A 22739-nucleotide genomic window follows, 5' to 3' on the forward strand; every position below is an offset into this window, starting at 1 on the left:
GGCGGCCCGGAGAAGTCCGGTCACCGCCGACCCCGCGCACCACGCCCCGCGGTCGGGGCCGTCACGCGTCGATGTCGTCGACGCCCGGCATCCACGAGGCGCCCGGCTTGCCCCACTTGCGCTTCTTCGCGATCTTGGCGACCACGCGCGCGTCTTCGTCGTCGAGACGGTCGACGTACAGGATGCCGTCGAGGTGGTCGAACTCGTGCTGCAGGATGCGCGCGCGCCAGCCCGTCACCTCGATCCGCACGGCATGACCGTCGAGATCGGTGCCCGTGAGCAGCGCGGCCTCGGACCGACGCAGAGGGAAGCGTTCGCCGGGGAACGACAGGCACCCCTCGCTCTCGTCGTCGGGGTCGGGGTAGCCGGGCTCGAGCGGGTGGATCCACAGCTCCGGGTTGATGACGACGCCGCGCCACGGCTGACCCTCGTCGTCCTCGTACGTGTAGGTGAAGATGCGCAGGCCCACGCCCACCTGGGGCGCGGCGAGCCCGACGCCGGGGGCGGCATCCATCGTCTCGAACATGTCGGCGACGAGCTGGCGCACCTCATCGGTGATCTCGTCGACGCGGGCGGCGGGTGCGTGCAGCACGGGGTCACCTATGATGCGGATCGGGAGTACGGCCACGTCACCAGCCTATCCAGCGGGCGGGCGGCTATCGTCGAGGGGTGATCCCGCTCGATGCCACTCTCAGCGACGGAATCGACCAACTCGTCGGTGTCTTCCGCGACCCGCGGATCCTCCTCGGTATCCCGCTGGCCCTGCTGGGCGCGGTCTTCATGTCGTTCGGGGCGCAGTACCAGCACCGCGGCGTGCAGAAGGTCGAGCGCCTGTCGGGCAAGACCACCGGCGGTCTGTCGCGTCGTCAGCTCACCTCGCTCCTGACGCGGCCGTCGTGGGTGGCGGGGACGCTGATGCTGGGCCTGGCGATCGTCTGCCAGCTCTCCGCGCTCTCGGTGGCGCCGCTGATCCTCGTGCAGCCCCTCGGCGCGATCGCGCTCGTGATCACCACGGTCCTCAACGCCCGCGTGTCGCGCCACAAGCCGACGAGGCAGTCGCTCCTCGCGATCGCGCTGTGCGTCGGTGGCATCTTCATCTTCGTCACGATCGCGGCCTTCTTCGCGACCGAGCACGTCATCACCGAGCGCGAACTGTTGATCATCCTCGGCATCCTGCTCGTGGTCGTGATCGTGTTCGGCGTCTTCTGGGTGCTCGTGCGCCGTCGCGCGCAGGCGCTGTTCTACATCATGGCCGCGGGCGTCATCTACGGCTTCGTCGCGACGCTGGCGAAGGTCGTCATCAGCCGCGCGCAGGCCGGCAACTTCGAGTGGTTGACGCTGCTGTGCCTGGTCGCGCTGCTCGCCGCGGTGGCCGTGGGCGCGTACTTCGTGCAGACCGCCTACTCGGTGGGCCCGCCCGATCTCGTCATCGCGGGCCTGACCGTGATCGACCCGATCATCGCGGTGCTCATCGGCCTGCTCGTGCTCGGCGAGGCCTCGACGGCGCCCGCCTGGGCGCTGATCGGCTTCGTCATCGCCGGCGCGATCGCCACCTGGGGCGTCATCCAGCTCACCAAGCACCACCCTCAGATCACGGCCGACGGCAAGAACGCCCAGCCCCGCGTGCACTGACGAGCACGCACGTGATCGCCGACGGCCGCGTCTCCCTGCCACGCGGGTTCCCGGCCGCGACCGTCGCGCGTGCGTACTTCGCACTGCAAGCGCTCGCCGGCGCCGCCTGGTGGGTGGGCGTCTTCACCGCCCCCGTCGTACGGACGACGACCCTGGGGGAGCTCGACCCCGTCGCCGTGGCCGTGCTCGACGTCCCCCTGTTCGTCGTCGCCTCCGCTCTCGCCGCGGTCCTGCCGCTTCGCGCGGCACGCTGGGCCGCCGGTACGGCGACGGCGTGGACGCTGGCGATGACGGTCCTGCTCGCGACGTATGCCACCGTGACGACCCTCGCCGGATGGGGCGTCGTGCTCATGATCGCCGCCAGCGTCGCCTCGGTGGGAGCGGTGTTCCTCCTCGTGCTCGGGCGCGTGCCGACCGAGTGGCTGCTGGTGGGGCCCTTCGCCTTCCGTCGCGCGCGTCCGGGCCGGAGCCCCCTCGCGCACGTCGCGGCCACGGCCGCCCAGATCTTCGTGTTCTGGGGCCTCTTCCTCGTCGTGCTGCCCGTGATCATCCGCGCCCTCGAGGAGCGGTGGCGGCTGGTTCTGCCCCTGCCCGCCGCGGTGGACGTCGTCGGCATCGTGGTCGTGGTGGCCGCGAGCGCCCTCGGTCTGTGGTCGGCGGCCGCGATGACGGTCGAGGGAGACGGCACGCCCCTGCCCTCGGCCATGCCGAACCGCCTGGTGGTGGCGGGTCCGTACCGCTTCGTCCGCAACCCGATGGCGCTCGCGGGTATCGCGCAGGGGGTCGGCGTCGGGCTGCTGATGTCGTCGTGGATGGTGGTCGTCTACGCCCTCGCCGGATCCCTCGTGTGGAACTACGCGATCCGCCCTCATGAAGAGATCGACCTCGTCAGGGCCTTCGGCGACGAGTACCGCGCCTACGCGCGCGCCGTACGGTGCTGGATCCCGCGCCTCAGGCCGGTGGGCTCGGGGCGCTAGAACCGCGTGTCCGGCGTGCTCGGACGGCGGCGGCCGTCGTCGACCGCTTTCGAGATCGGCGGACGGATGCCGGTAGGCTCGTCTTCGCTGGGGGCGGTGGCCAAGCTGGTCAAGGCAGCGGGCTCATAACCCGACGATCGTGGGTTCAAGTCCCACCCGCCCTACTCCTCTCTCCGCCGTGGACCCGATCGCCGATGTCGGAGGTCGACGCTACGGTCGGGCGCGTGGCGGAGAGAGTGCAAGCCTGGTGGGCACGCAGACAGTGGTCGAAGGGGCTCGACGTTCCCTACCCCCGGGGTGCGTATCGCGAGGCCTGGGCGGCGTTTCCGGCGCTGGTGCGGCAGTACCACCCCGACCTCAACCACGGCATCGCGCTGAGCCAGATCCCGCCGGCCGCCGAGGTTCTGCTGCTGTGGCAGTGCGACGCGGGGCATCGCTTCGCCGCCACCCCGACCGAGCAGCGGCTGCGCCCCGGTCGCGAGCGGCGTAGGAGCGCGTGGTGCCCCGACTGCAGCGAGTCGGCCAGACCCACGCGGACGATCGCTCTGCCGATGCGCGATGACGTGACGCAACCGGCGACTTCCGACAACGCCGTCCTGCGGGCACGCCGCGCCCCGCGCCCGCGCCGCCTTTGCGACAAGACGCCCGCCGCGGCCGTCGGCGATGCCTTCGTATCGGTGTGCGCCCCGAAGCCGGCGTCGGCGGTCGAAGGTCGGCTGCGCGCCGACCTGCGCGAACGCCTCTCGCTGAGCGAGGGGTTCAACGCCGTGCGCGTGGCGCGCCCGTTCTACGACCATCTCGAAGTGTGGCCCGATCTGGTCTTCCCCGAGTTGCGCGTTGCCGTCGAGTACGACTCGATCGGTCGTCACGGTCTCGAGCACGTGGGCCGGCGCGAGCAGTCCGACCGACGGAAAGATCGCGCGCTCCGTGCAGCGGGGTGGGAGGTCGTGCGGGTGCGCACCGGCGCCCTCGAGCCGCTCGGCCCGCACGACCTGCGGCTCGCGACGTGGAATCGTCGGGCGGTCGACCTCCTCATCGACGTGTTCCGCGGCATCCGGGGCCCGCTCCTCGTTGATGCGTATCTCCGGTGAGGGGATGCCGAGGGCGCGGGGCCGATGCCGACGCGGCATCGCCGCTGCGTGGGAGTCAGCGCCGGCCGGATGCGCGGTCCCACTCCAGGGAGCGGAACTGCAGGTACATGCACAACCGCGCCGCGTCGAGCACCACGGAAGCGACGGCCCCCAGTTCGAGGGCGCTGAGGACGGAGTCCGTCTCGCGGCCGGGGATGGTGAGCTCCCACAACGGATCGTTCACACCCCGCGGCTGCATGTACACCAGGAGGGCGGAGTCCTTCGGGTGCATGACGACCAGACCGGTGTCGAGCTCGTCCTCCCCGTCCTGTGGGACGACGTCCACGCGGGCACCGTTCAGGCTGACCGTCTCGAGATAGTCGTCGACCCACGATCGCAGGAGTTCCCGGCTGCGCCGCGGCGGGAAGCCGACGTCTGTGCTCACCGGTTCATCATCGCATCGCCGGCGGGCCGCCCGGTGTCATCAGGGCCGCCGCACCGTCCGGGTCGGAGACGGATCCGCGCCCCCTCACCACCGACGCGGCACCCGCCGCGACCGAGCCGCACCCGACACGATGTCGTCGAAGCGTCTCGGCCGGGGCACGTCGCGCGCCCCGGCCGAGACGACGCGGTCAGGAGCCGTGCGCCTCCTCCGACACCGGCTGCCATTCGCGCCACGTCTGCAGTCGCGATTCGTAGTCCTTCTCGGCGATGCCGAGGGGAGCCTTGCCGAAGAAGATGCGCAGCGGCGGGTTCTCGGCATCCACGACCTTCAGGATCGCCGAGCGCGTGGCCTCGGGCTTACCGGGTTCCGCGGCCGAGGGGCGCTTCGCCGCTTGCTCGCGGACGTCGGCGTACGCCTCGATCTCCTCGCTGCGCTTCGCCGAGGGTCCCGACCAGTCGGTGGAGTAGCCCCCCGGTTCGACGAGGGTGACGTGCATGCCGAAGCCGGCGACCTCCTGCGCGAGGGACTGCGACAGACCCTCGAGCGCCCACTTCGACGCGTGGTAGACGCCGACGGAGGGGAAGGCGCTGATTCCGCCGATGCTCGACACCTGGATGATGTGCCCGGAGCCCTGCGCGCGCATGATCGGCAGCGCCGCCTGGGTCACCCACAGCGCGCCGAAGAAGTTGGTCTCGAGCTGGGCGCGCACCTCGTCCTCGGTGAGCTCCTCGACCATGCCGAAGTGTCCGAAGCCGGCGTTGTTGATGACGACGTCGAGTCGGCCGAACTTCTCGTGCGCCTTCTCGACGGCCGCGGTGTCGGCGGCGTGGTCGGTGACGTCCAGCTGGATCGGCAGGAAGGTCTCGGGGTACGCGTCGACGAGTTCCTTCACGTCGTCGAGGTTCCGGGCGGTCCCGGCGACGCTGTCACCGCGCTCGAGGGCCGCTTCGGCCCACTCGCGGCCGAAGCCCTTGGATGCGCCGGTGATGAACCAGATCTTGCTCATGGGAGTCCTCCAGGAGAGGGGATGGGTGAACGCCAGCGACGGTACGCCGCGCCTCTCCGCTCCCGTGGTGGCTTGACACCCCCCGCATCCTCGACCGTCGCCGCCGTTCGGGGCGTCCTCCTGCGTTCGGGGCGGAAGACCCATGCCCCGAAGCGCGGAATCCGCCCCGAACCGGGAGCGGCGACTACCGTCCGGCGACCTCCGCCGTCTCGCCCGGCCCGGGCAGGATCTCGCGCAGCAGATCGTCCAGCGTGACGACGCCGACGAGCCTCTCGCCCTCCACCACGGTGGCCAGCTGAACGCGTCCGCGCCGCATGCGAGCGAGGGCATCGTAGGCGGATGCCGCCGGCTCCAGCACCAGGGGATCCCGGGCGATCTGCTCCGCCGGCGTCGACGGGGCGACGGCGAGCGTGTCGCGCACGTGCGCCACCCGGGAGCCCGCCCCCGAACCGACGAGGATGCGCAGGTGGGTCGACGCGGCGGCGACGCGCTGGATGTCGGCGACCGTGGCATCCTGCGGGACGGCCGTGGGGGAGCGGTCGGTGCGCACGATGTCGCCGACCGTCAGCGTGCCGAGCGCGATCGCCTGGGCGATGGGCTCGGAGTACTGCTGCTCAAGGGTGCCGGCCTGACGCGAGTGCGCGACGAGTTCGCGGATGGTGTCGGCGTCCTGCCCGCCCGCCGCGGCCTTGTCGACGGGCTCGACGCCCGAGGCCTTCACCAGACGGTTCGCAATGTGGTTGATCCACAGCAGGAACGGACGCAGCGGCCACGTGAGCGCACGGGCGAGGATGCCGGTGGCCTTCGCCGCGGTCTCGGGGTGGGCGATCGCCCACGACTTCGGCGCCATCTCGCCGATCACGAGGTGCAGGAAGGTCACCACGATCAGCGCGAGCATGAAGGCGATGATGTCGGCGAGCACGTAAGGCAGGCCCCACGCCTCGAACACCGGGGCGAGGGCGTAGTCGATCGCCGGTTTGGTGATCGCGCCGAGCAGGAACGTACAGGCCGTGATCCCCAACTGTGCGAACGCGAGCATGACGGTGAGCTCGTTGACCCCGCGGAGCGCCGCTCGGGCGGAGGCGCTCGTGGCGGCCTCCTCCTCGAGGCGGTGTCGGCGGGCGGCGAGCAGCGCGAATTCGACGATGACGAACAACGCGCTCGCGATGATGAGCGCCGTGGTGATCAGCGCGACGGTCCAGCCGTTCATCGGGCCACCTCCTCGTCGATCGTCGGGCCGTCGACGACGGCGTCTCGATCCACCTCGTGCAACTGCACCCGCAAGTGCGACGGCACGTGCCGGTCGACCTCGACGACCTCGACCGCGAGCCAGCGTTCGTAGTCCAAGCCCTGGACGGTCTCCGACGCCCGCTCGGGCAGATCGATGCGCACCACCCCGCCGACGGGCGGGAGGTCGCCGTGGGTTTCGATCACGAGACCGGCGACGGTCTCGACGTCGCTGTCGGCGAGGTCGTACCCGATGAGGCGCTCGAGCTCGTCGAGGTGCAGGTCGCCCGGAACGCTCCACGCGTCGTCGCCGACCGCCGCCGCCTCGGCCACGACGGCGTCGTGCTCGTCGGAGAGCTCGCCGATGACCTCTTCGGTCAGATCCTCGATGGTGAGGATGCCGTCGAAGTTGCCGTACTCGTCCACGACGCACGCGAGTTCGTTGCGCGTGTGCCGCATGCGATCCAGGGCCACCGGCAGCAGCATCGACGTCGGGATGACGACGGCCGCACGCATGACGGATGCCACGGGCGCGGCATCCGCCGGGTCCTCACGGAGGATGTCGATGAGCTCGACGACGCCGACGGGGGAGTCCTCCGCGCCGATCACGGGGTAGCGGGTATGACCGGTGGCCATGAGCGCGCGCACCTCGCCGACGGTGGTGTCGGGGGTGACCGAGCCCACCTGCGACCGCGGCACCATGGCGTGCTCGACATCGCGCTGGGGGAAATCGAGGATGCGATCGATGATCATCGACAGATCGTCGGGCAGGTCGCCGCTCTGACGCGACTCCTCGATGATGGCCTCGAGGTCGCGCGCGGTCGCGCTCTCGTCGACGTCTTCGAGGGGCTCGATGCGCAGCAGGCGCAGGAGGGCGTTGGCGGCGACGTCGAACACGGTGATGAGCCAGCCGAACAGCAGCAGGTAGATGCGCGTCGGCACGGCGAGGGCGCGAGCGAGCGGCTCGGGGTTCGCGATCGCGAGGTTCTTCGGGTAGAGCTCGCCGAAGATCATCGTCACGACCGTCGCGAGCAGGAGCGCCCCGACCGTCCCGATGAGCACCGACACGGCGGGGTCGACGCCCACGCCGCCCAGCAGCGTGCCGATGGACTCACCGATCAGCGGCTCGGCGACGTATCCGATGAGCAGGCCCGTCACGGTGATTCCGAGCTGGGCACCCGACAGCATGAACGAGGTGCGCTTGGTGATCGCCAGCACGCGCTTCGCCTGCGCGTCGCCCTTCTCGGCCCGCGCGGTCAGTCGCGCGCGGTCGACGGACATGTAGGCGAACTCCTGCGCCACGAAGAATCCGCAGGCGACGATGATCGCCAGGGTCACGATGATCCCCAACAGGAGTGTCAGGGCCGCGGCCAGCATCAGATCTCACCCCCTCTCGAGAAGAGGGGGCTCGAAGATCGGCCCTCCTGGTCGGTGGAGGTGCGGTGATGGCTCACGGGGTTTCTCTCTCGTGGGTCGGGTGATCGCAGATCGGCTTTCAATCTACCGACCCTGTCGTCGGTCAGTCTGAGCGTTCGCCTCGACCTTCAGGACGGGCCGCGGGGCGTGACAAACCCGTCGAGCGATATATCGCTCGCGCACGGCTCATCCGCCCCGACGGATGCGATACTGGTACTCCCGCATTGCCTCGCTTCCCGGCGTGGTCCCGCCCTTGCTCTACCGGTACGCTTCGGCGCGCCAGAAAAGGACCTGTCGTGGGAAGACTCATCTACCGAGACCGCGCATCGTTCGACATCGACGACCGCATCCTCGCTCACCTCCGCATCGTCGTCATGAACAAGCTGCGGCGCAACGAGGGGTTCATGCTCCAGCTGCCCGTCAACGAGGGCGTGCGCCAGGCGAGTCTGTGGATCCACGCCTCGAACGCGCTCGTGATGCAGTTCTACGGCGGTCGGGAGCCCGCGATCGACCGGGAACTCATCGATCAGATGATGCATGACGCCAGCGGGGCCGACGGGCTCACGCTCACGGCCGCGGGCATCGCCCCGCCGCCGGCCCCGCCCCGCCGCCCGGTGGGTCGCACGGCCAACTGACGCCGCCCGGCCATTCGCACGATGGCGCGGATGCCGTTCGCCCCCTGCCCGACCGGGCGCACGGCACCCGGGCAGTGCGCGTGCCCATCGCCTCGCCGCGAGCGCGTCAGCCTGACCGCGACGCGCTCAGGCGGCGGTGAGCGGCAGCTCCACCTCGAAGCGCGCCCCGGTCGGTGACGCGACGCACCGCACGTCACCACCGTGCGCGCGGGCGATCCCGCGGGCGATCGGCAACCCCAGGCCGACCCCCGCGGCCGATGCCCGCGCGGTGTCCAACCGCACGAGCCGGTCGAAGATGCGCTCGCGCTCGGCGGCGGGCACCCCCGGACCGTCGTCGACCACCGAGATCACCGCGCGACCGGCGTCGGTCCGCAGGCCGAGATCGATCTCGCCGGTTCCGCCCGTGGCTCGGGCCGCGTTCTCGATGAGGTTGGCGATCACCTGGGCGATGCGGTCGACGTCCACCGTCGCCGTGACGGACTGATCGGGAACGGCCGCGCGCAACCGCACCGAGGGGTGCACGAGCGGAACGCGGCGAGCCTCGGCATCCACCAGGGTCCGCAGATCGACGTCAACGCGCTGCAGGTCGAGCCCGCGATCGACCCGCGCCATCGTCAGCAGATCGTCGACGAGGCGCGAGGCGCGCGTGGCCTCGCGCGCCACGTGCGCGGCGAGCATCTCGCGTTCGGGCCCGTCCAGATCGGCGCGCACGAGGGTGTCGGCGGCGGCGCGGATGCCGGCGACCGGCGTCCGCAGCTCGTGCGCGGCATCCGACAGGAACGCCCGCAACCGCTGCTCGGCCTCGCGGGCCGTGCGCTCCGCCCCCACGACGTCGTCGAGCATGTCGTCGAGCGCCGTCGCCACGCGACCGATCTCGGTGTCTGCACGGGTCGGGTGCAGCCGCCGCTCCCGTTCCCCCGCCCCGATGGCCCGAGCGACCTCCGATACCCGGTCGAGGGGGCGCAGGCTCCGGCGCACGACCAGCGTCACGGCGCCCGCGGCGAGCACGAGCACCCCGACCGACGACACGGCCATGATCCATCGCACCTGACCGAGCGTCTCGCCGACGCCCACGGCCGACGCGGTCAGGGTCAACGTCGATCCGTCGCTCAGCGTCGAGCGCAGGGTGACCAGCTGATCGTCGCCCGACACCTCGGATGCCACGACGTCCACGCCGCTGGAGGGGGAGGGCTGCGGGGCCGAACGCTCCCGGGGTGCACCTCCACCCGGCCCGCCCGGTCCGCCCGGTCCCTCGCGCAGCTGCTCGGGGCTCGGGCCCGCCACGACGGACCCCCCGCCGGCGGAGTCGATGCGCACGGCGAGTCCCTGGTCCGACAGACGCTCGGCGAGGTCGGCGTCGTCGACGATCCCGACCAGCGACGCGGTGGCGGCGGCGCGGTCGCGCAGACGCTCCTCGATCTGCCCGCGCAGGCGCGCGCCCAGCGCCAGATCGACCACGACGGCGAGCACGATGAGCAGCAGCGCCACGACCGCCACCACGGCGACGATCGTGCGACGCCGCAGAGACCCGGAGCGCAGGGCAGGGGCGCTCACGCGGCCGCGCTCAAGCGATAGCCCAGCCCGCGAACCGTGTGGATCAGCCGCGGCCCGTGCTGCTCCATCTTCCGGCGCAGCGCGCTGAGGTGCACCTCGACCAGGTTGGGGTCGTAGTCTTCGTAGCCCCACACCTGGGTGAGGATCTGCGCCTTCGACAGGGTGCGTCCCCGACTCTCCGCGAACAGCTGCAGCAGGCGGAACTCCGTCGCCGTCAGCTCCAGCGACGCCCCCGCCCGGTGGGCGGTCGCGGCATCCGGATCCACGAGCAGGTCGCCGATCGCGATCGTCTGCGGCAGGCGCCCGCGCCGACGCAGCACGACGCCGGCGCGGGCGACCAGCTCGGCCATCGTGAACGGCTTCACCACGTAGTCGTCCGCGCCCTCCGCGAAACCGCGCAGACGGTCGTCGACCTCGTCCCGCGCGGTGAGCATGATCACCGGGATGTCGCCCGTCGCTCGCACGAGGGGCAGCAACCGGATGCCACTGGGCCCCGGCATCATCCAGTCGAGGATGACGAGATCGGGGCGGAACCGTTCGAGACGAGCGGGCAGGTCGGACCCGTCGGGAGCGGCCTCGGTCACGAAGCCCTCCGCGCGCAAGGCCGTCTGCACGGAGACGCGGATGGTCTCGTCGTCGTCGAGGATGAGCACGCGGGCCGAAGCGGACATCCGACCGACGATAGGGCCGCCCCCTGAACGCCGGTTGTGGCTTGCGTATGCGATCACCGCGCGGTCGTCGGCTTCAGGTTCGCTTCAGTCCCGCCTCGAAGTCTGGTCTCAGAGCCGGTGACAGCCACCGGCGCAGGAGGACAGACACCGTGAACGACGACGAATACCCCACCCAGCCGCTTCCGCGCCTGGACGACACCACCGAGCCGCGCCGCCGCTCGTGGCGACGCCCCGCCCTGATCGCGGGCGCCGTCATCGTGGCCGCGGGGCTCACCGGCGGCAGCGCCGCCCTGGCCGCGCAGAACGGCGGGGGAGCGACGCTCACCGCCGCGACCTCGGCCCCGAGCGCCGACGGGGGCGCGACCGGCCCCGGCACCGCGCCCACGCCCGGCGCCACCGCGAGCGGGACCCCTGCCGACGGCACCGCGCCCACGCCCGCCCCGGCGCCGTCCGACGGCACCGCGCCCGCCGCACCCGCCGCGCCCGGTGGCACCGGCCCCGGTGAGTGCGGTCCCGGTGGCGGCCCGGGTCACCCCGGCCCCGGAGCGGACGGCCCCGGAGCGAAAGGCCCCCAGGCCGACGGCGAGAAGCCCGCCCCGCCGACCGACGGCACCGCCCCGACCCCGCCCGCCGACGGCTCGGCGCCCACTCCGCCGTCCGACGGCACGGCCCCGACCCCGCCCGCCCCGCCCGCCGACGGCGCGGCACCCACCCCGTCGGCGTCGTCCGGCAGCTGAGCGGCGACCGCGCTGACCGCCGCGCCACGCCCCGGGCGTGCAGCGAGCGGTCAGCGCGGTGCGGCACGATCGAGGGGTGGCGAACAGACGCAGGCGACGGCCTTCCGCGGCCCGCGCGCGAGTACTCCGCCGCCGCCGGATCACCGTCGGTGTCACCGCCGCGGTGCTCATCGCCCTGATCGTCGCCGCCCTCGTGCCGCTGGTCTCGCTCACGCGGGCGTGGAACGCCGCTTGGAACGCCGAGACCCGTCGCGAAGCGGTCGACCTGACCTCGTTCGACCCCGGCACCCTGATCGGCGACGACGACTTCTACGACGGTGACGCGCTGACCGCCGACCAGATCCAGGCGTTCCTCGACGACCAGGTCGGCGCCTGCACGGCCGACACATGCCTCGCCGATCTGCGCGTGGATTTCCCCGCCCGGGGACCGATCGTCTCGGATGCCACGGGCGAGACGGTGTGCGACGGGTGGGACGGGGGAGAGCTGTCCGCCGCGCAGGTGATCGACCGCGTGCAGCGAGCGTGCGGCATCTCGGCGAAGGTCATCCTGGTCACCCTGCAGAAGGAGCAGAGCCTCGTCGCGGGCCGGTCGGCCCGGGCCCCTCGGGCCGAACAGCTCGGGGCGGCCATGGGGGCGCGCTGCCCCGACGACGCCGCCTGCGACCCGGGGGCGGCGGGCTTCGCCGAGCAGGTCGTCCAGGGCACCACCGACCTGAAGTCGTACAGCGCCTCGGGCTTCATGCGGCAGCCCGGAACCCACTACATCGCCTACTCGCCCGACCCGGCCTGCGGCGGCACCGACGTGGCGATCACGAACCGCGCCACCGCGGCGCTGTACAACTACACGCCGTACCAGCCGAACCCCGCCGCACTGGCCGCGCGGTGGGGCACCGGCGACGCCTGCTCGGCCTACGGCAACCGCAATTTCGCGCTGTACTGGGCGCTCTGGTTCGCCTGACCACAGCGTCGTGAGGCCGGACGAAATCACAGTGTTGTGATTTCGTTATGCACGGGCGATAATTGCCGGGACAAACGAACAGCCGCCGTGCTCCATCACAGGTCGTAGGGGAAGACGTACCTGACGAAGGAGAGACCATGGCGATCACGTCTTCGCGCGGAGTGATCCTGATCCACTCCGCGCCCCGCGCGTTGTGCCCCCACCTCGAGTGGGCGGTGGGACGCGCTCTCGGCCGTGCCGTCAATTTCGACTGGGCCGACCAGCCCGTGCTGATGGGCAGCCGTCGTGCAGAGTTCTACTGGGAGGGCCCGGTCGGCTCCGGCGCTGCGCTCGCGAGCGCGATACGCGGCTGGGAGCACCTGCGCTTCGAGGTGAGCGAAGACCCCACTCCGCGCAGCGACGGCGGTCGCTGGATGCACACGCCCGGACTCGGCATCCACTACGCGCAGACCGATGCGTCGGGCAACGTCGTGATCGGCGAGGACCGCGTGCGCTACGCCATGGAGGTCGCCGCGGGCGATCCCTTCGAACTCCAGCGCGAACTCGACGTCGCCCTCGGCTCGGCCTGGGATGAAGAGCTCGAGCCGTTCCGCCACGCGGGAGACGATCAGCAGATCGTCTGGCTGCACAAGGTGGGGTGAGACCCCCGGGCGGGGAGGCGCCACTACCGGAGGCCGGTGTCCGCACCCGGTACCGGGACCGCGTATCCCCACTCGGATGAAAGAGAACGCCCCCTGGCATCCTCCACCGCAGTCGGAGGGATGCCAGGGGGCGTTCTTCGTCGGATCAGACGGATGCGATCGCGACGACGGCGTTGTGGCCGCCGAAGCCGAAGGAGTTGCTGATCGCGAGCTGATCGCCCGCTCCGAGCTCGACGGGGGAGCCGGACAGGGCGAACGGGACCTCGGGGTCCTGCTCGGTGAGGTTGATGGTCGGCGGGGCGACGCGGTTCTGCAGCGCCAGCACGGTGAAGATCGCCTCGAGGGCGCCCGTGCCGCCGAGGAGGTGACCGGTGGAGGCCTTGGTCGCCGAGACCGGGATCTCGTCGACGCGCTCGCCGAACACCGCCCGCAGCGCCTTGTACTCGTTCGGGTCGCCGACCGGCGTCGACGTGGCGTGCGCGTTGATGTGCGTGACGTCGTCGACCGACGCTCCGGCCATCTCCAGTGCCATGTGGACCGCGCGGGCGGCACCCTGGCCCTCGGGGTCGTTGGCGGTGATGTGGTACGAGTCGGCGGTGACGCCGCCACCCACGATCGAGGCGTAGATCTTCGCACCGCGGGCCTTCGCGTGCTCCTCGGTCTCGAGGATGAGCACACCGGCGCCCTCGCCCATGACGAAGCCGTCGCGGTCGATGCTGGCCGGCCGAGAGGCCGTCTCGGGCGAGTCGTTGCGCTTGGACAGCGCCTGCATCGAGGCGAACGAGGCGATGGTGATCGGGTGGATCGCCGACTCGGTGCCACCCGCGATGACGACATCGGCCAGACCGTCGCGGATGTGCTGCACGGCGTTGACGATCGACTCGGTGCTCGACGCGCAGGCCGACGCCACCGTGCGCGCGAAGGCGCGCGCGTTGAAGTGGAGCGACAGGTTGCCCGCGGCGGCGTTGGGCATGAGCATCGGCACCGTCATCGGCATGACGCGACGCGGGCCCTTCTCGCGCAGGGTGTCCCAGGCGTCGAGCAGCGTCCAGACGCCGCCGATGCCGGTGGCGAAGTCGACGCCGAGACGGTCGGGGTCGATGTCGGGCGAACCGGCGTCTTCCCATGCTTCCTTGGCCGCGACCATTGCGAGCTGCGACGAGGGGTCGAGCCGCTTGGCGACGGGTCGCTCGAGCACGGTCTCGGGTCGCACGAGCGCCTCGGCGGCGAAGGTGACGGGCAGGTTGTACTGCTCGACCCATTCGTGCTCGAGGGATCGGGCGCCGGAGGTTCCGGCGAGCAGGGCGGACCAGCTCTCGGGTGCCGTTCCGCCGATGGGCGAAGTGGCTCCGATGCCGGTGACGACGATGCGGGGTGTGCTCATGAGCGAGGGATCCTTGGTGCGGCCGACAGGTCGTGACCGGTGGGGGCCGGAGCCCCCACCGGGAGGTGTCAGGACTGGTTCGACGTGATGAACGTCACGGCGTCGCCGACGGTCTTGAGGTTCTTGACCTCGTCGTCGGGGATGGTGACGCCGAACTTCTCCTCGGCGTTGACGACGATCGTCATCATCGAGATGGAGTCGATGTCGAGGTCGTCGGTGAACGACTTCTCGAGGGCGACCTCGTCGGCCGAGATCCCGGTCTCGTCGGTGATGAGCTCGGCAAGGCCGGCGAGAACCTCGTCGTTGGTGAATGCCATGATGTCTCCTGTTTCTTGGGGGCGGGCCTGACAGGCCCCGATCAGTCTAGGGTTCGACGCTCTCGCGTCAGGGGAGGACGACGACCTGCGCGCCGAAGACGAGTCCGGCGCCGAAGCCGATCTGCAACGCGAGACCGCCGCTGAGCTCGGGGTGCTCCTCGAGCAGGCGGTGGGTGGCCAGGGGGATGGATGCCGCCGAGGTGTTGCCCGTCGTCTCGATGTCGCGGCCGATGACCACGGTCTCGGGCAGGCCCAGCTGCTTGGCGAACTCGTCGATGATCCGCATGTTCGCCTGGTGCGGCACGAAAGCGGCGAGATCGCCCGGCTCGATGCCGGCCGCCTCGATCGCCTGACGGGCGACCTTGACCATCTCCCAGACGGCCCAGCGGAACACCGTGGGGCCCTCCTGACGGAGCGTCGGCCACGGCGCCGTGCCGTCGCGGAACTCGTTGAGCGTGGCGTTCATCCCCACGGCGTCCGCCTTGGAGCCGTCGGAGCCCCAGATGGTCGGGCCGATCCCCGGGGTGTCGCTGGGCCCGATGACCACGGCGCCCGCGCCGTCGCCGAGGAGGAACGAGATGCTGCGATCGGTCGGGTCGACGATGTCGCTGAGCTTCTCGGCACCGACCACGACGACGTGCTTCGCCAGCCCCGCGCGCACGAGGGCGTCGGCCTGACCCACGCCGTACGCGAAGCCCGCGCACGCGGCATTGACGTCGTAGGCGGCCGCGGGGTTCGCACCGATGCGGTCCGCGACGATCGCGGAGGCCGAGGGCGTCTGCTTCGGGTTGCTGATGGTGGCGACGATCACGGCGTCGATGTCGGCGGGGGAGACGCCGGACTTCTCGACGGCCTCGCGCGCGGCTTCGGAGGCCAGGTCGATGGCATCCGTCTCCTTGTTCGCGCGCACGCGGGTGACGATGCCGGTGCGCTGGCGGATCCACTCGTCGCTGGAGTCGATCGGGCCGACGAGGTCGTCGTTCGGCACGAAGTTCTCGCCGCGGGCCGCGCCGTAGGAGTAGATGCGGGTGTGGGCCGCGCCCTGGGTCTGGCGGAGGGTGGGGGTGCTCATGCCTGGTCTTCCTTCAGCAGTGAGACGGCCGCGTCGAGGTCGTCGGGGGTCTTGACCGCCACGGTCGGGGTGCCGCGCAGGGCACGCTTGGCGAGCCCGGTGAGCGCCCCCGCGGGCGAGAGTTCGATGATGCCGGTCACGCCGTGCTCGGCGAACGAGGCCATGCAGCGGTCCCAGCGCACCGGCGACGCCACCTGCGCGACGACGAGGTCGAGCGCACGACGCCCGTCGGAGACGACGGAGCCGTCGGAGTTGGTCCAGAGCGTCAGCTCGGGGTCGCCGACCTCGACGTCGGCCGCCGCCGAACGCAGCGTCTCGACCGCGGGCTCCATGAAGCGGGTGTGGAAGGCGCCGGCGACCTGCAGCGGGATCACGCGCGTGCCGCGGGGCGCGTCGCTCGCGAGCTCCGCGAGGGCGGGGAGCTCTCCGGCGGCCACGATCTGCCCGCCGCCGTTGTAGTTGGCGGGGGTCAGGTCGAGGGCCTCGAGGCGCTCGAGCACGGCCTGCTCGTCGCCGCCGACGACGGCGCTCATGCCCGTCTCGACCGCCGAGGCCGCCTCGGCCATCGCGCGGCCGCGGAGGCCCACCAGACGCAGCGCGTCGGCGTCGCTCAGAACACCGGATGCCGCCAACGCGGCGATCTCGCCCACGGAATGCCCCGCGACACCGGCGACCGGCGAACCGGCGCGCTCGCTCAGCGCCGCCCACGACAGCAGCGACGCCGCGACGATGAGGGGCTGAGCGACCGAGGTGTCGCGGATCCGGTCGGCATCCCATTCGGTACCGGCGGCGATGAGATCGACTCCGGCCTGCTCGGAGAACGCGGCGAGGCGCTCGCGCGCCCCGTCGAACTCGAGCCACGGCGAGAGGAACCCGGGGGTCTGCGAGCCCTGTCCGGGGAAGACGGCGATGATCACCGTCCCATCCTGCCAAGGATCGGGCCCGCGCTTATGGAGATATCGGCACAGATATGCGGCGTGTCTTTGTGCGCGCCGTGCATCAGCGCCGTGTCGATCCCGTCGAGCGTCCCCGACACGCCGCGTCCTCGCGGGGAGAGCGACGTGTCGTGGACGCTCGGCGGACGGTCCAGACGGGGAATGCGTGCGGCGTCAGCGCGACACGACGGGCCGCCGGTTGACGGGGCCGCGACGCCGGGTGGCATCCGTACCGATCGAACCGAGGATCAGCGCCGTCTGCAGGATCAGCGCCTCGCGGGGGCCCGTGGCATCCCACCCGATGACCTCGGAGACGCGCTTCAGGCGATACCGCACCGTGTTGGGGTGCACGTACAGCTCGCGGGCCGTCGCCTCGAGCGAACGCCCGTTGTCGAGGTAGCTCCACAGCGTCGCCACGAGATCCGCGCTGTGCGCCTGCAGCGGGCGGTACACGCGCTCGACGAGCGTCTGCTTCGCGACGGCGTCACCGGCGAGGGCTCGCTCCGGCAGCAGGTCGTCGGCCTCGACGGGACGCGGGGCGTGACGCCACGCCCGGGCGACGGCGAAGCCCGCGAGGGCGGCGCGGGCGCTCTGCCCGGCATCGACGAGGGCGGGCACGGCGGGACCGAGCACGAGATGACCGGAGCCGAAGCCGGGCTCGAGCCGCTTCGCGATCTCGGGGAACGGCAGTTCGGCGGTGTCGTCACCGCCGCGCGCGGGCAGGTCGGCGCGACCCACCACGAGCACGAGACGTGAGCCCTGCACGCCGATGAGCACGTCGACGCCGAGCTTGCGGGCGGTGCGGCGGACCTGGTCGACGTCGAGCTGCGGGGGAGTGGTGCCGACGAGCACCGCGACCTCTCCGTGCCCGTGCCACCCGAGGGCGGCGATCCGGCTGGGAAGCTCGTCGTCGGCCTCACCGGTGAGGATCGAGTCGACCACGAGCGCCTCGAGACGCGCGTCCCAGAGGCCGCGGGCCTCGGCAGCGCGCGCGTAGACGTCGGCGGCGGCGAAGGCCACCTCGCGCGAATACGACAGCATCGCCTCGCGCACCTTCTCACTGCGGCCGGCGACACGCTCCTCCATGACCTCGACGGTCACGCGCACCAGCTGCAGGGTCTGCGTGAGGCTCACGCTGCGCAGCAGCTCACGCGGAGCGGCGGCGAAGATGTCGGCGGCGATCGCCGGGGTCGAGGCGGGCTCCTCGAACCACTGCAGGAACGACGTGATGCCGGCCTGCGCGACCAGGCCGACGGCCGAGCGCCGGGCCGGGGGCATCTCGGCGTACCAGGGCAGGGTCTCCTCGAGCCGCTGGATGGTCGCCGTGGCCAGATCGCCGGAGATGCGGCGCAGCCACGTCAGCGTCTCGGCCTTCTCTTGCGCCGCCTCGGCACCGGACGCAGAACGGCGGTCGGGCCCGGCCCCGCCCGTGGGGGCGGAACCGGACCCGTCCGTGGAGGGAGTCACCTGACTCAGGCCTCGCCGCCCGCGTTGCCGCTGGTACCGGCGTTGACGTCGTGCAGGCGGTACTTCTCGATGGCCTGCCCGACGACCGCACGGTCGACCTTGCCCTCTTCGGCCAGGGCCTGGAGGGCGCGGACGGCGAGCGAGGGACCGTCGATCTTGAAGAATCGACGGGCCGCGGCGCGGGTGTCGGAGAAGCCGAAGCCGTCGGCACCGAGCGTCCAGTAGTTCTGCGGGACCCACTGGCGGATCTGATCCTGCACCGCGTGCATCCAGTCGCTGACGGCCACGACGGGACCCTCGGCCTCCTTCAGCTTGTCGGTGAGGTAGGCCACGCGGGGCTCCTCGTCGGGGTGCAGGAAGTTGTGCTCGTCGGCGGCGAGACCGTCGCGACGCAGCTCCGACCACGAGGTCACCGACCACACGTCGGCCTTGACGCCCCAGTCGTCCTTCAGCAGACGCTGCGCCTCGAGAGCCCACGGCACACCGACGCCCGAGGCGAGCAGCTGCGTGCGCGGTCCGTCGCCCTCACCGGTGGAGATGTGGTGGATGCCGCGGACGATGCCGTCCACGTCGACACCCTCGGGCTCGGCGGGCTGCACGTAGGGCTCGTTGTACACGGTCATGTAGTACATGACGTTCGGGTCGGAGTGCTCGCCGCCGTACATGCGCTCGATGCCGCTGCGCACGATGTGGGCGATCTCGTAGCCGTAGGCCGGGTCGTACGACACCGTCGCGGGGTTGGTCGAGGCGAGCAGCTGCGAGTGACCGTCGGCGTGCTGCAGACCCTCACCCGTCAGCGTGGTGCGGCCGGCCGTGGCGCCGATGATGAAGCCGCGCGCCATCTGGTCGCCCGCGGCCCACTGGGCGTCGCCGGTGCGCTGGAAGCCGAACATCGAGTAGAACACGTAGACCGGGATCAGCGGCTCGCCGTGGGTCGAGTACGCCGTGCCCGCCGCGGTGAACGCCGCGAGGGCGCCCGCCTCGTTGATGCCGACGTGGATGATCTGACCCTCGGGGCTCTCCTTGTACGCCAGCAGGAGCTCGCGGTCGACGGAGGTGTAGTGCTGACCCTTGGGGTTGTAGATCTTCGCGGTCGGGAAGTACGCGTCCATACCGAACGTGCGCGCCTCGTCGGGGATGATCGGCACGATGCGGTGACCGAAGCCCTTGACGCGCAGCAGGTCCTTCAGCAGACGCACGAACGCCATGGTCGTGGCGACGTCCTGCGTGCCCGAACCCTTCTTGGGCAGCGCGTACGCGGCATCCCCGGGCAGTTCCAGGCCCACGTGGGTCGTGCGACGCTCGGGCAGGAAGCCGCCGAGCGAACGGCGACGCTCCAGCATGTACTGGATCGTCTCGTCCTTCTCGCCGGGGTTGTAGTACGGCGGCTGGTAGGGGTTGTCCTCGAGCTGCGCGTCGGTGACGGGAATGTCCATCGCGTCGCGGAACGACTTGAGGTCGTCCAGCGTCAGCTTCTTCATCTGGTGCGTGGCGTTGCGGCCCTCGAAGTGGGGACCGAGGCCGTAGCCCTTGATGGTCTTGGCGAGGATGACGGTCGGCTGCCCCTTGTGCTCCGCCGCTGCCTTGAAGGCCGCGTAGACCTTGCGGTAGTCGTGGCCGCCGCGCTTGAGGCCCCAGACCTGCTCGTCGGTGTAGTCCTTGACGAGCTCGAGGGCGCGGGGGTCGCGTCCGAAGAAGTTCTCGCGGACGTACGCGCCGTTCTCGGCCTTGTAGGTCTGGTAGTCGCCGTCGGGCGTGGTGTTCATCAGGTTGAGCAGCGCGCCCTCGGTGTCGCGGGCGAGCAGGTCGTCCCACTCGCGGCCCCAGACGACCTTGATGACGTTCCAGCCGGCACCGCGGAAGAAGCTCTCGAGCTCCTGGATGATCTTGCCGTTGCCGCGGACCGGGCCGTCGAGGCGCTGGAGGTTGCAGTTGATGATGAAGTTGAGGTTGTCGAGGCCCTCGTTCGCCGCGACCTGCAGCTGACCGCGGCTCTCGACCTCGTCCATCTCGCCGTCGCCCAGGTAGGCCCAGACCTGCGAGCCGCCGACGTCCTTGATGCCGCGGTTGGCGAGGTACTTGTTCGACATCGCCTGGTAGATGGCGTTGATCGGGCCCAGACCCATCGACACCGTCGGGAACTGCCAGAACTCCGGCATGAGACGGGGATGGGGGTACGAGGGGATGCCGTTGGGGGCCGCCGACTTCTCCTGACGGAACCCGTCGAGCTGCGCCTCGGTGAGGCGACCCTCGAGGAACGCGCGGGCGTAGGCGCCGGGGGAGGCGTGGCCCTGGATGAAGATCTGGTCGCCGCCGGAGGGGTCGTCGAGGCCGCGGAAGAAGTGGTTGAAGCCCACCTCGTACAGGGCGGCCGACGAGGCGTAGGTGGAGATGTGGCCGCCGACGCCGATGCCGGGGCGCTGAGCGCGGTGGACGGTGACCGCCGCGTTCCAGCGGATCCACTTGCGGTAACGACGCTCGAGCTCCTCGTCACCGGGGAACTCGGGCTCGTTCTTCTGCGAGATCGTGTTGATGTAGTCGGTGGTCGGAACCATCGGCACGTTCAGGTGCAGTTCCTTCGAGCCCTTGAGCAGGCTCAGCATGATCTCGCGAGCGCGAGCCGGACCCTTCGCCTGGACCAGCTGGCGCAGGGATTCCTGCCACTCCCCGGTCTCTTCCGGGTCGCTGTCCTGCGGCCCCTGCGAATACGGATCCTGGTCGTGAACAGTCACGGAAGACCTTTCGTCGTCTGGCAGGTCATGCCAGAGAATCGCCATACGAGTGCGGCAACCCTTGTTCGCTCCGCACAATCAACCAGCGTCCAGCCTAGCGAGTCGGCGCGCCATCGGATGCGCGCGCGGGCTGCGGCGGGCCCCGCGTCGCGGCGACGCTTCGACGTCGAGCAGTCCGGTCGCGGTCATGGACTCCGGATGAAGCGCGCCGCATCCGGGGGACGGGATGCCGGCGGGTCTAGCCTGAGCGCGTGGACACGCAGGATCCCGCCGCGTTCCGGACGCGGCCCGAGCATCGCTGGCCGGTGCTCATCGCCCTCGCCGTGGGGGCGGGACTGTACGCGTTCCTGCCGACCGAGGCCGGCGGCATCCTGAGATACGTGGTCGTGACCGCGGGGGTGCTGTGCGCGATCCCGATGGTGGTGACCAACCCGTCGCGGCTGACCCGCGAATCCCGCATCGGGCGCGGGTTCGCCCTGGCATTCACGGCTGTGCTGCTGCTGGCCAATCAGGTGGCGCTGTTCCTGCTCGTCCAGCAGCTGCTGCAGGGGCAGGGCGACGGCGCCGGAACGCTCCTGGGCGCCGCGCAGGTGTGGGCGATCAACGTCATCGGCTACGCCGTCGTGTACTGGGAGATGGACCGCGGCGGCCCGATCGCCCGCCGCCGCGACGCCCGCGACGACCTCCCGCCCGCCGATTTCCAGTTCCCGCAGGACAGCGACCGCGACGCGGTCAGCGAGGTGCGGCGGCGGTCGTCCGACGTCGAGGACTGGGCGCCGGGATACGTCGACTACCTCTACTTCTCGGCATCCAACGCCATGGCGTTCAGCCCCACCGATGTGATGCCGCTCTCGAGCCGGGCGAAGCTGTTCATGATGGCGCAGGCGGTGTCGGGCTTCATCCTGCTCGCGCTGGTGATCGCGCGCAGCGTGAACATCCTGAACTGATGGTGTCGTCGCGGGATGCCATCATGATCGGATGACGTCTCCGCACCTGCGCCGGATGCGCTCTCGTCGGGCGGTTCGCGAGCGTCGGCGGCGCGCTATGACCCCGTGGCTGGGCGCATTCGCGAGCCTGATCGGCACGAATCTGAACGCCGGCGGCTGGATTATCGTCGTCGGCCTCGTCAGCGGGCTGATCGGCACCGTGATGTTCGCCGTCCACGTCCTCACCAGATAGCCCGGTCGGCCCGGGGAGCGACCGCCAGCCACGACCCGTCGGCCAGAAGGTCGCGCAGCTCGTTCACGAAACGGGCGGCGTGGAAGCCGTCGGCCGCGGCATGGTGCAGCTGCAGGGCGACGGGCAGCAGCACCCGGCCGTCGCGTTCGACGTATCGGCCGAGCGTGACGATCGGTGCGAGATGCGCCCACCCCTTCTGGATGTTCAGCGTGAAGCCGGTGAAGCTCGTCCACGGCACGCTCGACACGTCGAAGGTGTTGCGGGGCGGTTCGCCCTGCGGGAAGAACTCCTCGGATGCCGCGTGCTCGGCGATGGTCCGCACCGCGGCGGCGTGGAACGCGTCGAAGTCGGGGTCGAACGGCACCCAGAGGCACGAGAACGTCTCGCGCTCGGCGTGGAAGACCGTGAAGGCCGGGTGCACGCGGTCCCACACGGCCGGAGCGCCCGCCTCGTCGAGGCACAGCCGGAACTCCTCGTGCCGATCGACGATCGACGCGAGGGCCCAGATCTGCGCGACGTACGTGCGACGCGCCGCTGCCCGCACAGCGGCGACGAAGTCGGTGACGTCGATCTCGACCGTCAGCGCGTACGTGCACGGCGACGCGTGCAGGTAGTGCGCGAACTGCTGCCGTCGCGGCCACGTGTCGATGTCGATGGGGGTGGGGTGCTCCATCGCTCCATGAT

23 protein-coding genes and 1 tRNA gene are annotated in these 22739 nt (G+C 71.0%); 10 read left to right on the forward strand and 14 right to left on the reverse strand.

The annotated features are described in order from the left end of the window. Positions 1 to 61: 61 nt before the first annotated feature. Complete coding sequence (def, locus tag Q0818_RS05995) at positions 62 to 628, reverse strand: peptide deformylase (protein ID WP_298872660.1); 567 nt, start codon at positions 626 to 628, stop codon at positions 62 to 64. A 41-nt stretch (positions 629 to 669) separates the two neighbouring features. Between def and Q0818_RS06000 the strand changes: the two genes are divergently transcribed. The 4 genes from Q0818_RS06000 (at position 670) to Q0818_RS06015 (ending at position 3700) form a co-directional block, all read left to right on the forward strand. Next, the gene (locus tag Q0818_RS06000) at positions 670 to 1632 is read left to right on the forward strand and encodes a DMT family transporter (protein ID WP_298872663.1); all 963 of its coding nucleotides are present in this window, start codon (positions 670 to 672) and stop codon (positions 1630 to 1632) included. A gap of 11 nt (positions 1633 to 1643) precedes the next feature. Further along, the gene (locus Q0818_RS06005; protein WP_298872666.1) at positions 1644 to 2609 is read left to right on the forward strand and encodes an isoprenylcysteine carboxylmethyltransferase family protein; all 966 of its coding nucleotides are present in this window, start codon (positions 1644 to 1646) and stop codon (positions 2607 to 2609) included. Positions 2610 to 2699: 90 nt separating this feature from the next. Then, positions 2700 to 2773: transfer RNA gene (locus tag Q0818_RS06010), tRNA-Ile, on the forward strand. A 60-nt stretch (positions 2774 to 2833) separates the two neighbouring features. Next, on the forward strand, positions 2834 to 3700 hold the full coding sequence (locus tag Q0818_RS06015) for a zinc-ribbon domain-containing protein (protein ID WP_298872669.1): 867 nt from the start codon (positions 2834 to 2836) through the stop codon (positions 3698 to 3700). Positions 3701 to 3755: 55 nt separating this feature from the next. Here the strand turns inward: Q0818_RS06015 and Q0818_RS06020 are convergent, their stop codons facing one another. The 4 genes from Q0818_RS06020 to Q0818_RS06035 all read right to left on the reverse strand — a co-directional run bounded on the left by Q0818_RS06020 (position 3756) and on the right by Q0818_RS06035 (position 7734). Then, entirely contained in the window at positions 3756 to 4124 is a 369-nt protein-coding gene (locus Q0818_RS06020) for a hypothetical protein (protein WP_298872671.1), read from the reverse strand. A 187-nt stretch (positions 4125 to 4311) separates the two neighbouring features. Continuing rightward, a complete protein-coding gene (locus Q0818_RS06025; protein WP_298872674.1) occupies positions 4312 to 5130 on the reverse strand; it encodes an SDR family oxidoreductase in 819 nt (272 codons plus the stop codon). 184 nt (positions 5131 to 5314) lie between these two features. Next, positions 5315 to 6340, reverse strand: a complete 1026-nt coding sequence (locus tag Q0818_RS06030; RefSeq protein ID WP_298872677.1) for a CNNM domain-containing protein — start codon at positions 6338 to 6340, stop codon at positions 5315 to 5317. Then, complete coding sequence (locus tag Q0818_RS06035; protein WP_298872679.1) at positions 6337 to 7734, reverse strand: hemolysin family protein; 1398 nt, start codon at positions 7732 to 7734, stop codon at positions 6337 to 6339. Before Q0818_RS06035 ends, Q0818_RS06030 begins: the two co-directional genes overlap by 4 nt. A 335-nt stretch (positions 7735 to 8069) precedes the next feature. Between Q0818_RS06035 and Q0818_RS06040 the strand changes: the two genes are divergently transcribed. Then, entirely contained in the window at positions 8070 to 8408 is a 339-nt protein-coding gene (locus Q0818_RS06040; protein ID WP_298872682.1) for an ATP-dependent DNA ligase, read from the forward strand. A 126-nt stretch (positions 8409 to 8534) separates the two neighbouring features. Here Q0818_RS06040 and Q0818_RS06045 read toward each other — a convergent pair whose 3' ends face one another. Together Q0818_RS06045 and Q0818_RS06050 are read right to left on the reverse strand one after the other, a co-directional pair. Next, positions 8535 to 9962 carry a HAMP domain-containing sensor histidine kinase gene (locus Q0818_RS06045; protein WP_298872685.1) on the reverse strand — a complete coding sequence of 476 codons (1428 nt, stop codon included), beginning with the start codon at positions 9960 to 9962 and terminating at the stop codon, positions 8535 to 8537. Continuing rightward, on the reverse strand, positions 9959 to 10633 hold the full coding sequence (locus Q0818_RS06050; RefSeq protein WP_298872687.1) for a response regulator transcription factor: 675 nt from the start codon (positions 10631 to 10633) through the stop codon (positions 9959 to 9961). The genes Q0818_RS06045 and Q0818_RS06050 overlap by 4 nt, the downstream gene beginning before the upstream one ends. 149 nt (positions 10634 to 10782) lie before the next feature. Here Q0818_RS06050 and Q0818_RS06055 point away from each other — a divergent pair, with 149 nt between their 5' ends. From Q0818_RS06055 to Q0818_RS06065, 3 genes are all read left to right on the forward strand, one after another. Next, positions 10783 to 11370, forward strand: coding sequence for a hypothetical protein (locus Q0818_RS06055; protein WP_298872690.1), 588 nt, complete (start codon positions 10783 to 10785; stop codon positions 11368 to 11370). Positions 11371 to 11446: 76 nt separating this feature from the next. Continuing rightward, on the forward strand, positions 11447 to 12328 hold the full coding sequence (locus Q0818_RS06060) for a hypothetical protein (protein ID WP_298872693.1): 882 nt from the start codon (positions 11447 to 11449) through the stop codon (positions 12326 to 12328). Between the two features lie 137 nt (positions 12329 to 12465). Beyond that, a complete protein-coding gene (locus Q0818_RS06065) occupies positions 12466 to 12969 on the forward strand; it encodes a DUF3145 domain-containing protein (RefSeq protein ID WP_076675660.1) in 504 nt (167 codons plus the stop codon). 145 nt (positions 12970 to 13114) lie between these two features. On the opposite strand, the gene Q0818_RS06070 is transcribed toward Q0818_RS06065, so the two are convergent. The 6 genes from Q0818_RS06070 to aceE all read right to left on the reverse strand — a co-directional run bounded on the left by Q0818_RS06070 (position 13115) and on the right by aceE (position 20876). Continuing rightward, a complete protein-coding gene (locus Q0818_RS06070; RefSeq protein ID WP_298872696.1) occupies positions 13115 to 14353 on the reverse strand; it encodes a beta-ketoacyl synthase in 1239 nt (412 codons plus the stop codon). 68 nt (positions 14354 to 14421) lie between these two features. After that, positions 14422 to 14670, reverse strand: coding sequence for an acyl carrier protein (locus Q0818_RS06075; RefSeq protein ID WP_022880558.1), 249 nt, complete (start codon positions 14668 to 14670; stop codon positions 14422 to 14424). A gap of 67 nt (positions 14671 to 14737) precedes the next feature. Further along, the gene (locus tag Q0818_RS06080) at positions 14738 to 15742 is read right to left on the reverse strand and encodes a beta-ketoacyl-ACP synthase III (RefSeq protein ID WP_298872741.1); all 1005 of its coding nucleotides are present in this window, start codon (positions 15740 to 15742) and stop codon (positions 14738 to 14740) included. Beyond that, positions 15739 to 16659 (reverse strand): ACP S-malonyltransferase, encoded by a 921-nt coding sequence (locus Q0818_RS06085; protein WP_298872743.1) that lies wholly within the window; start codon positions 16657 to 16659, stop codon positions 15739 to 15741. The genes Q0818_RS06080 and Q0818_RS06085 overlap by 4 nt, the downstream gene beginning before the upstream one ends. Positions 16660 to 16851: 192 nt before the next feature. Beyond that, positions 16852 to 18039: a CdaR family transcriptional regulator gene (locus Q0818_RS06090; protein ID WP_298873146.1), complete on the reverse strand. Its 1188-nt coding sequence runs from the start codon at positions 18037 to 18039 to the stop codon at positions 16852 to 16854. 110 nt (positions 18040 to 18149) lie between these two features. After that, complete coding sequence (gene aceE / locus Q0818_RS06095; protein WP_298872745.1) at positions 18150 to 20876, reverse strand: pyruvate dehydrogenase (acetyl-transferring), homodimeric type; 2727 nt, start codon at positions 20874 to 20876, stop codon at positions 18150 to 18152. Between the two features lie 251 nt (positions 20877 to 21127). Here aceE and Q0818_RS06100 point away from each other — a divergent pair, with 251 nt between their 5' ends. After that, entirely contained in the window at positions 21128 to 21823 is a 696-nt protein-coding gene (locus Q0818_RS06100; RefSeq protein WP_298872748.1) for a DUF1345 domain-containing protein, read from the forward strand. Between the two features lie 31 nt (positions 21824 to 21854). After that, entirely contained in the window at positions 21855 to 22055 is a 201-nt protein-coding gene (locus tag Q0818_RS06105) for a hypothetical protein (protein WP_298872751.1), read from the forward strand. On the opposite strand, the gene catA is transcribed toward Q0818_RS06105, so the two are convergent. Beyond that, positions 22045 to 22728 (reverse strand): type A chloramphenicol O-acetyltransferase, encoded by a 684-nt coding sequence (gene catA / locus Q0818_RS06110; protein WP_298872754.1) that lies wholly within the window; start codon positions 22726 to 22728, stop codon positions 22045 to 22047. The genes Q0818_RS06105 and catA overlap by 11 nt on opposite strands. Positions 22729 to 22739: the final 11 nt, after the last annotated feature.

Source organism: uncultured Microbacterium sp., from assembly GCF_947489255.1.
GTDB classification, from domain to species: Bacteria; Actinomycetota; Actinomycetes; order Actinomycetales; family Microbacteriaceae; genus Microbacterium; species Microbacterium phycohabitans.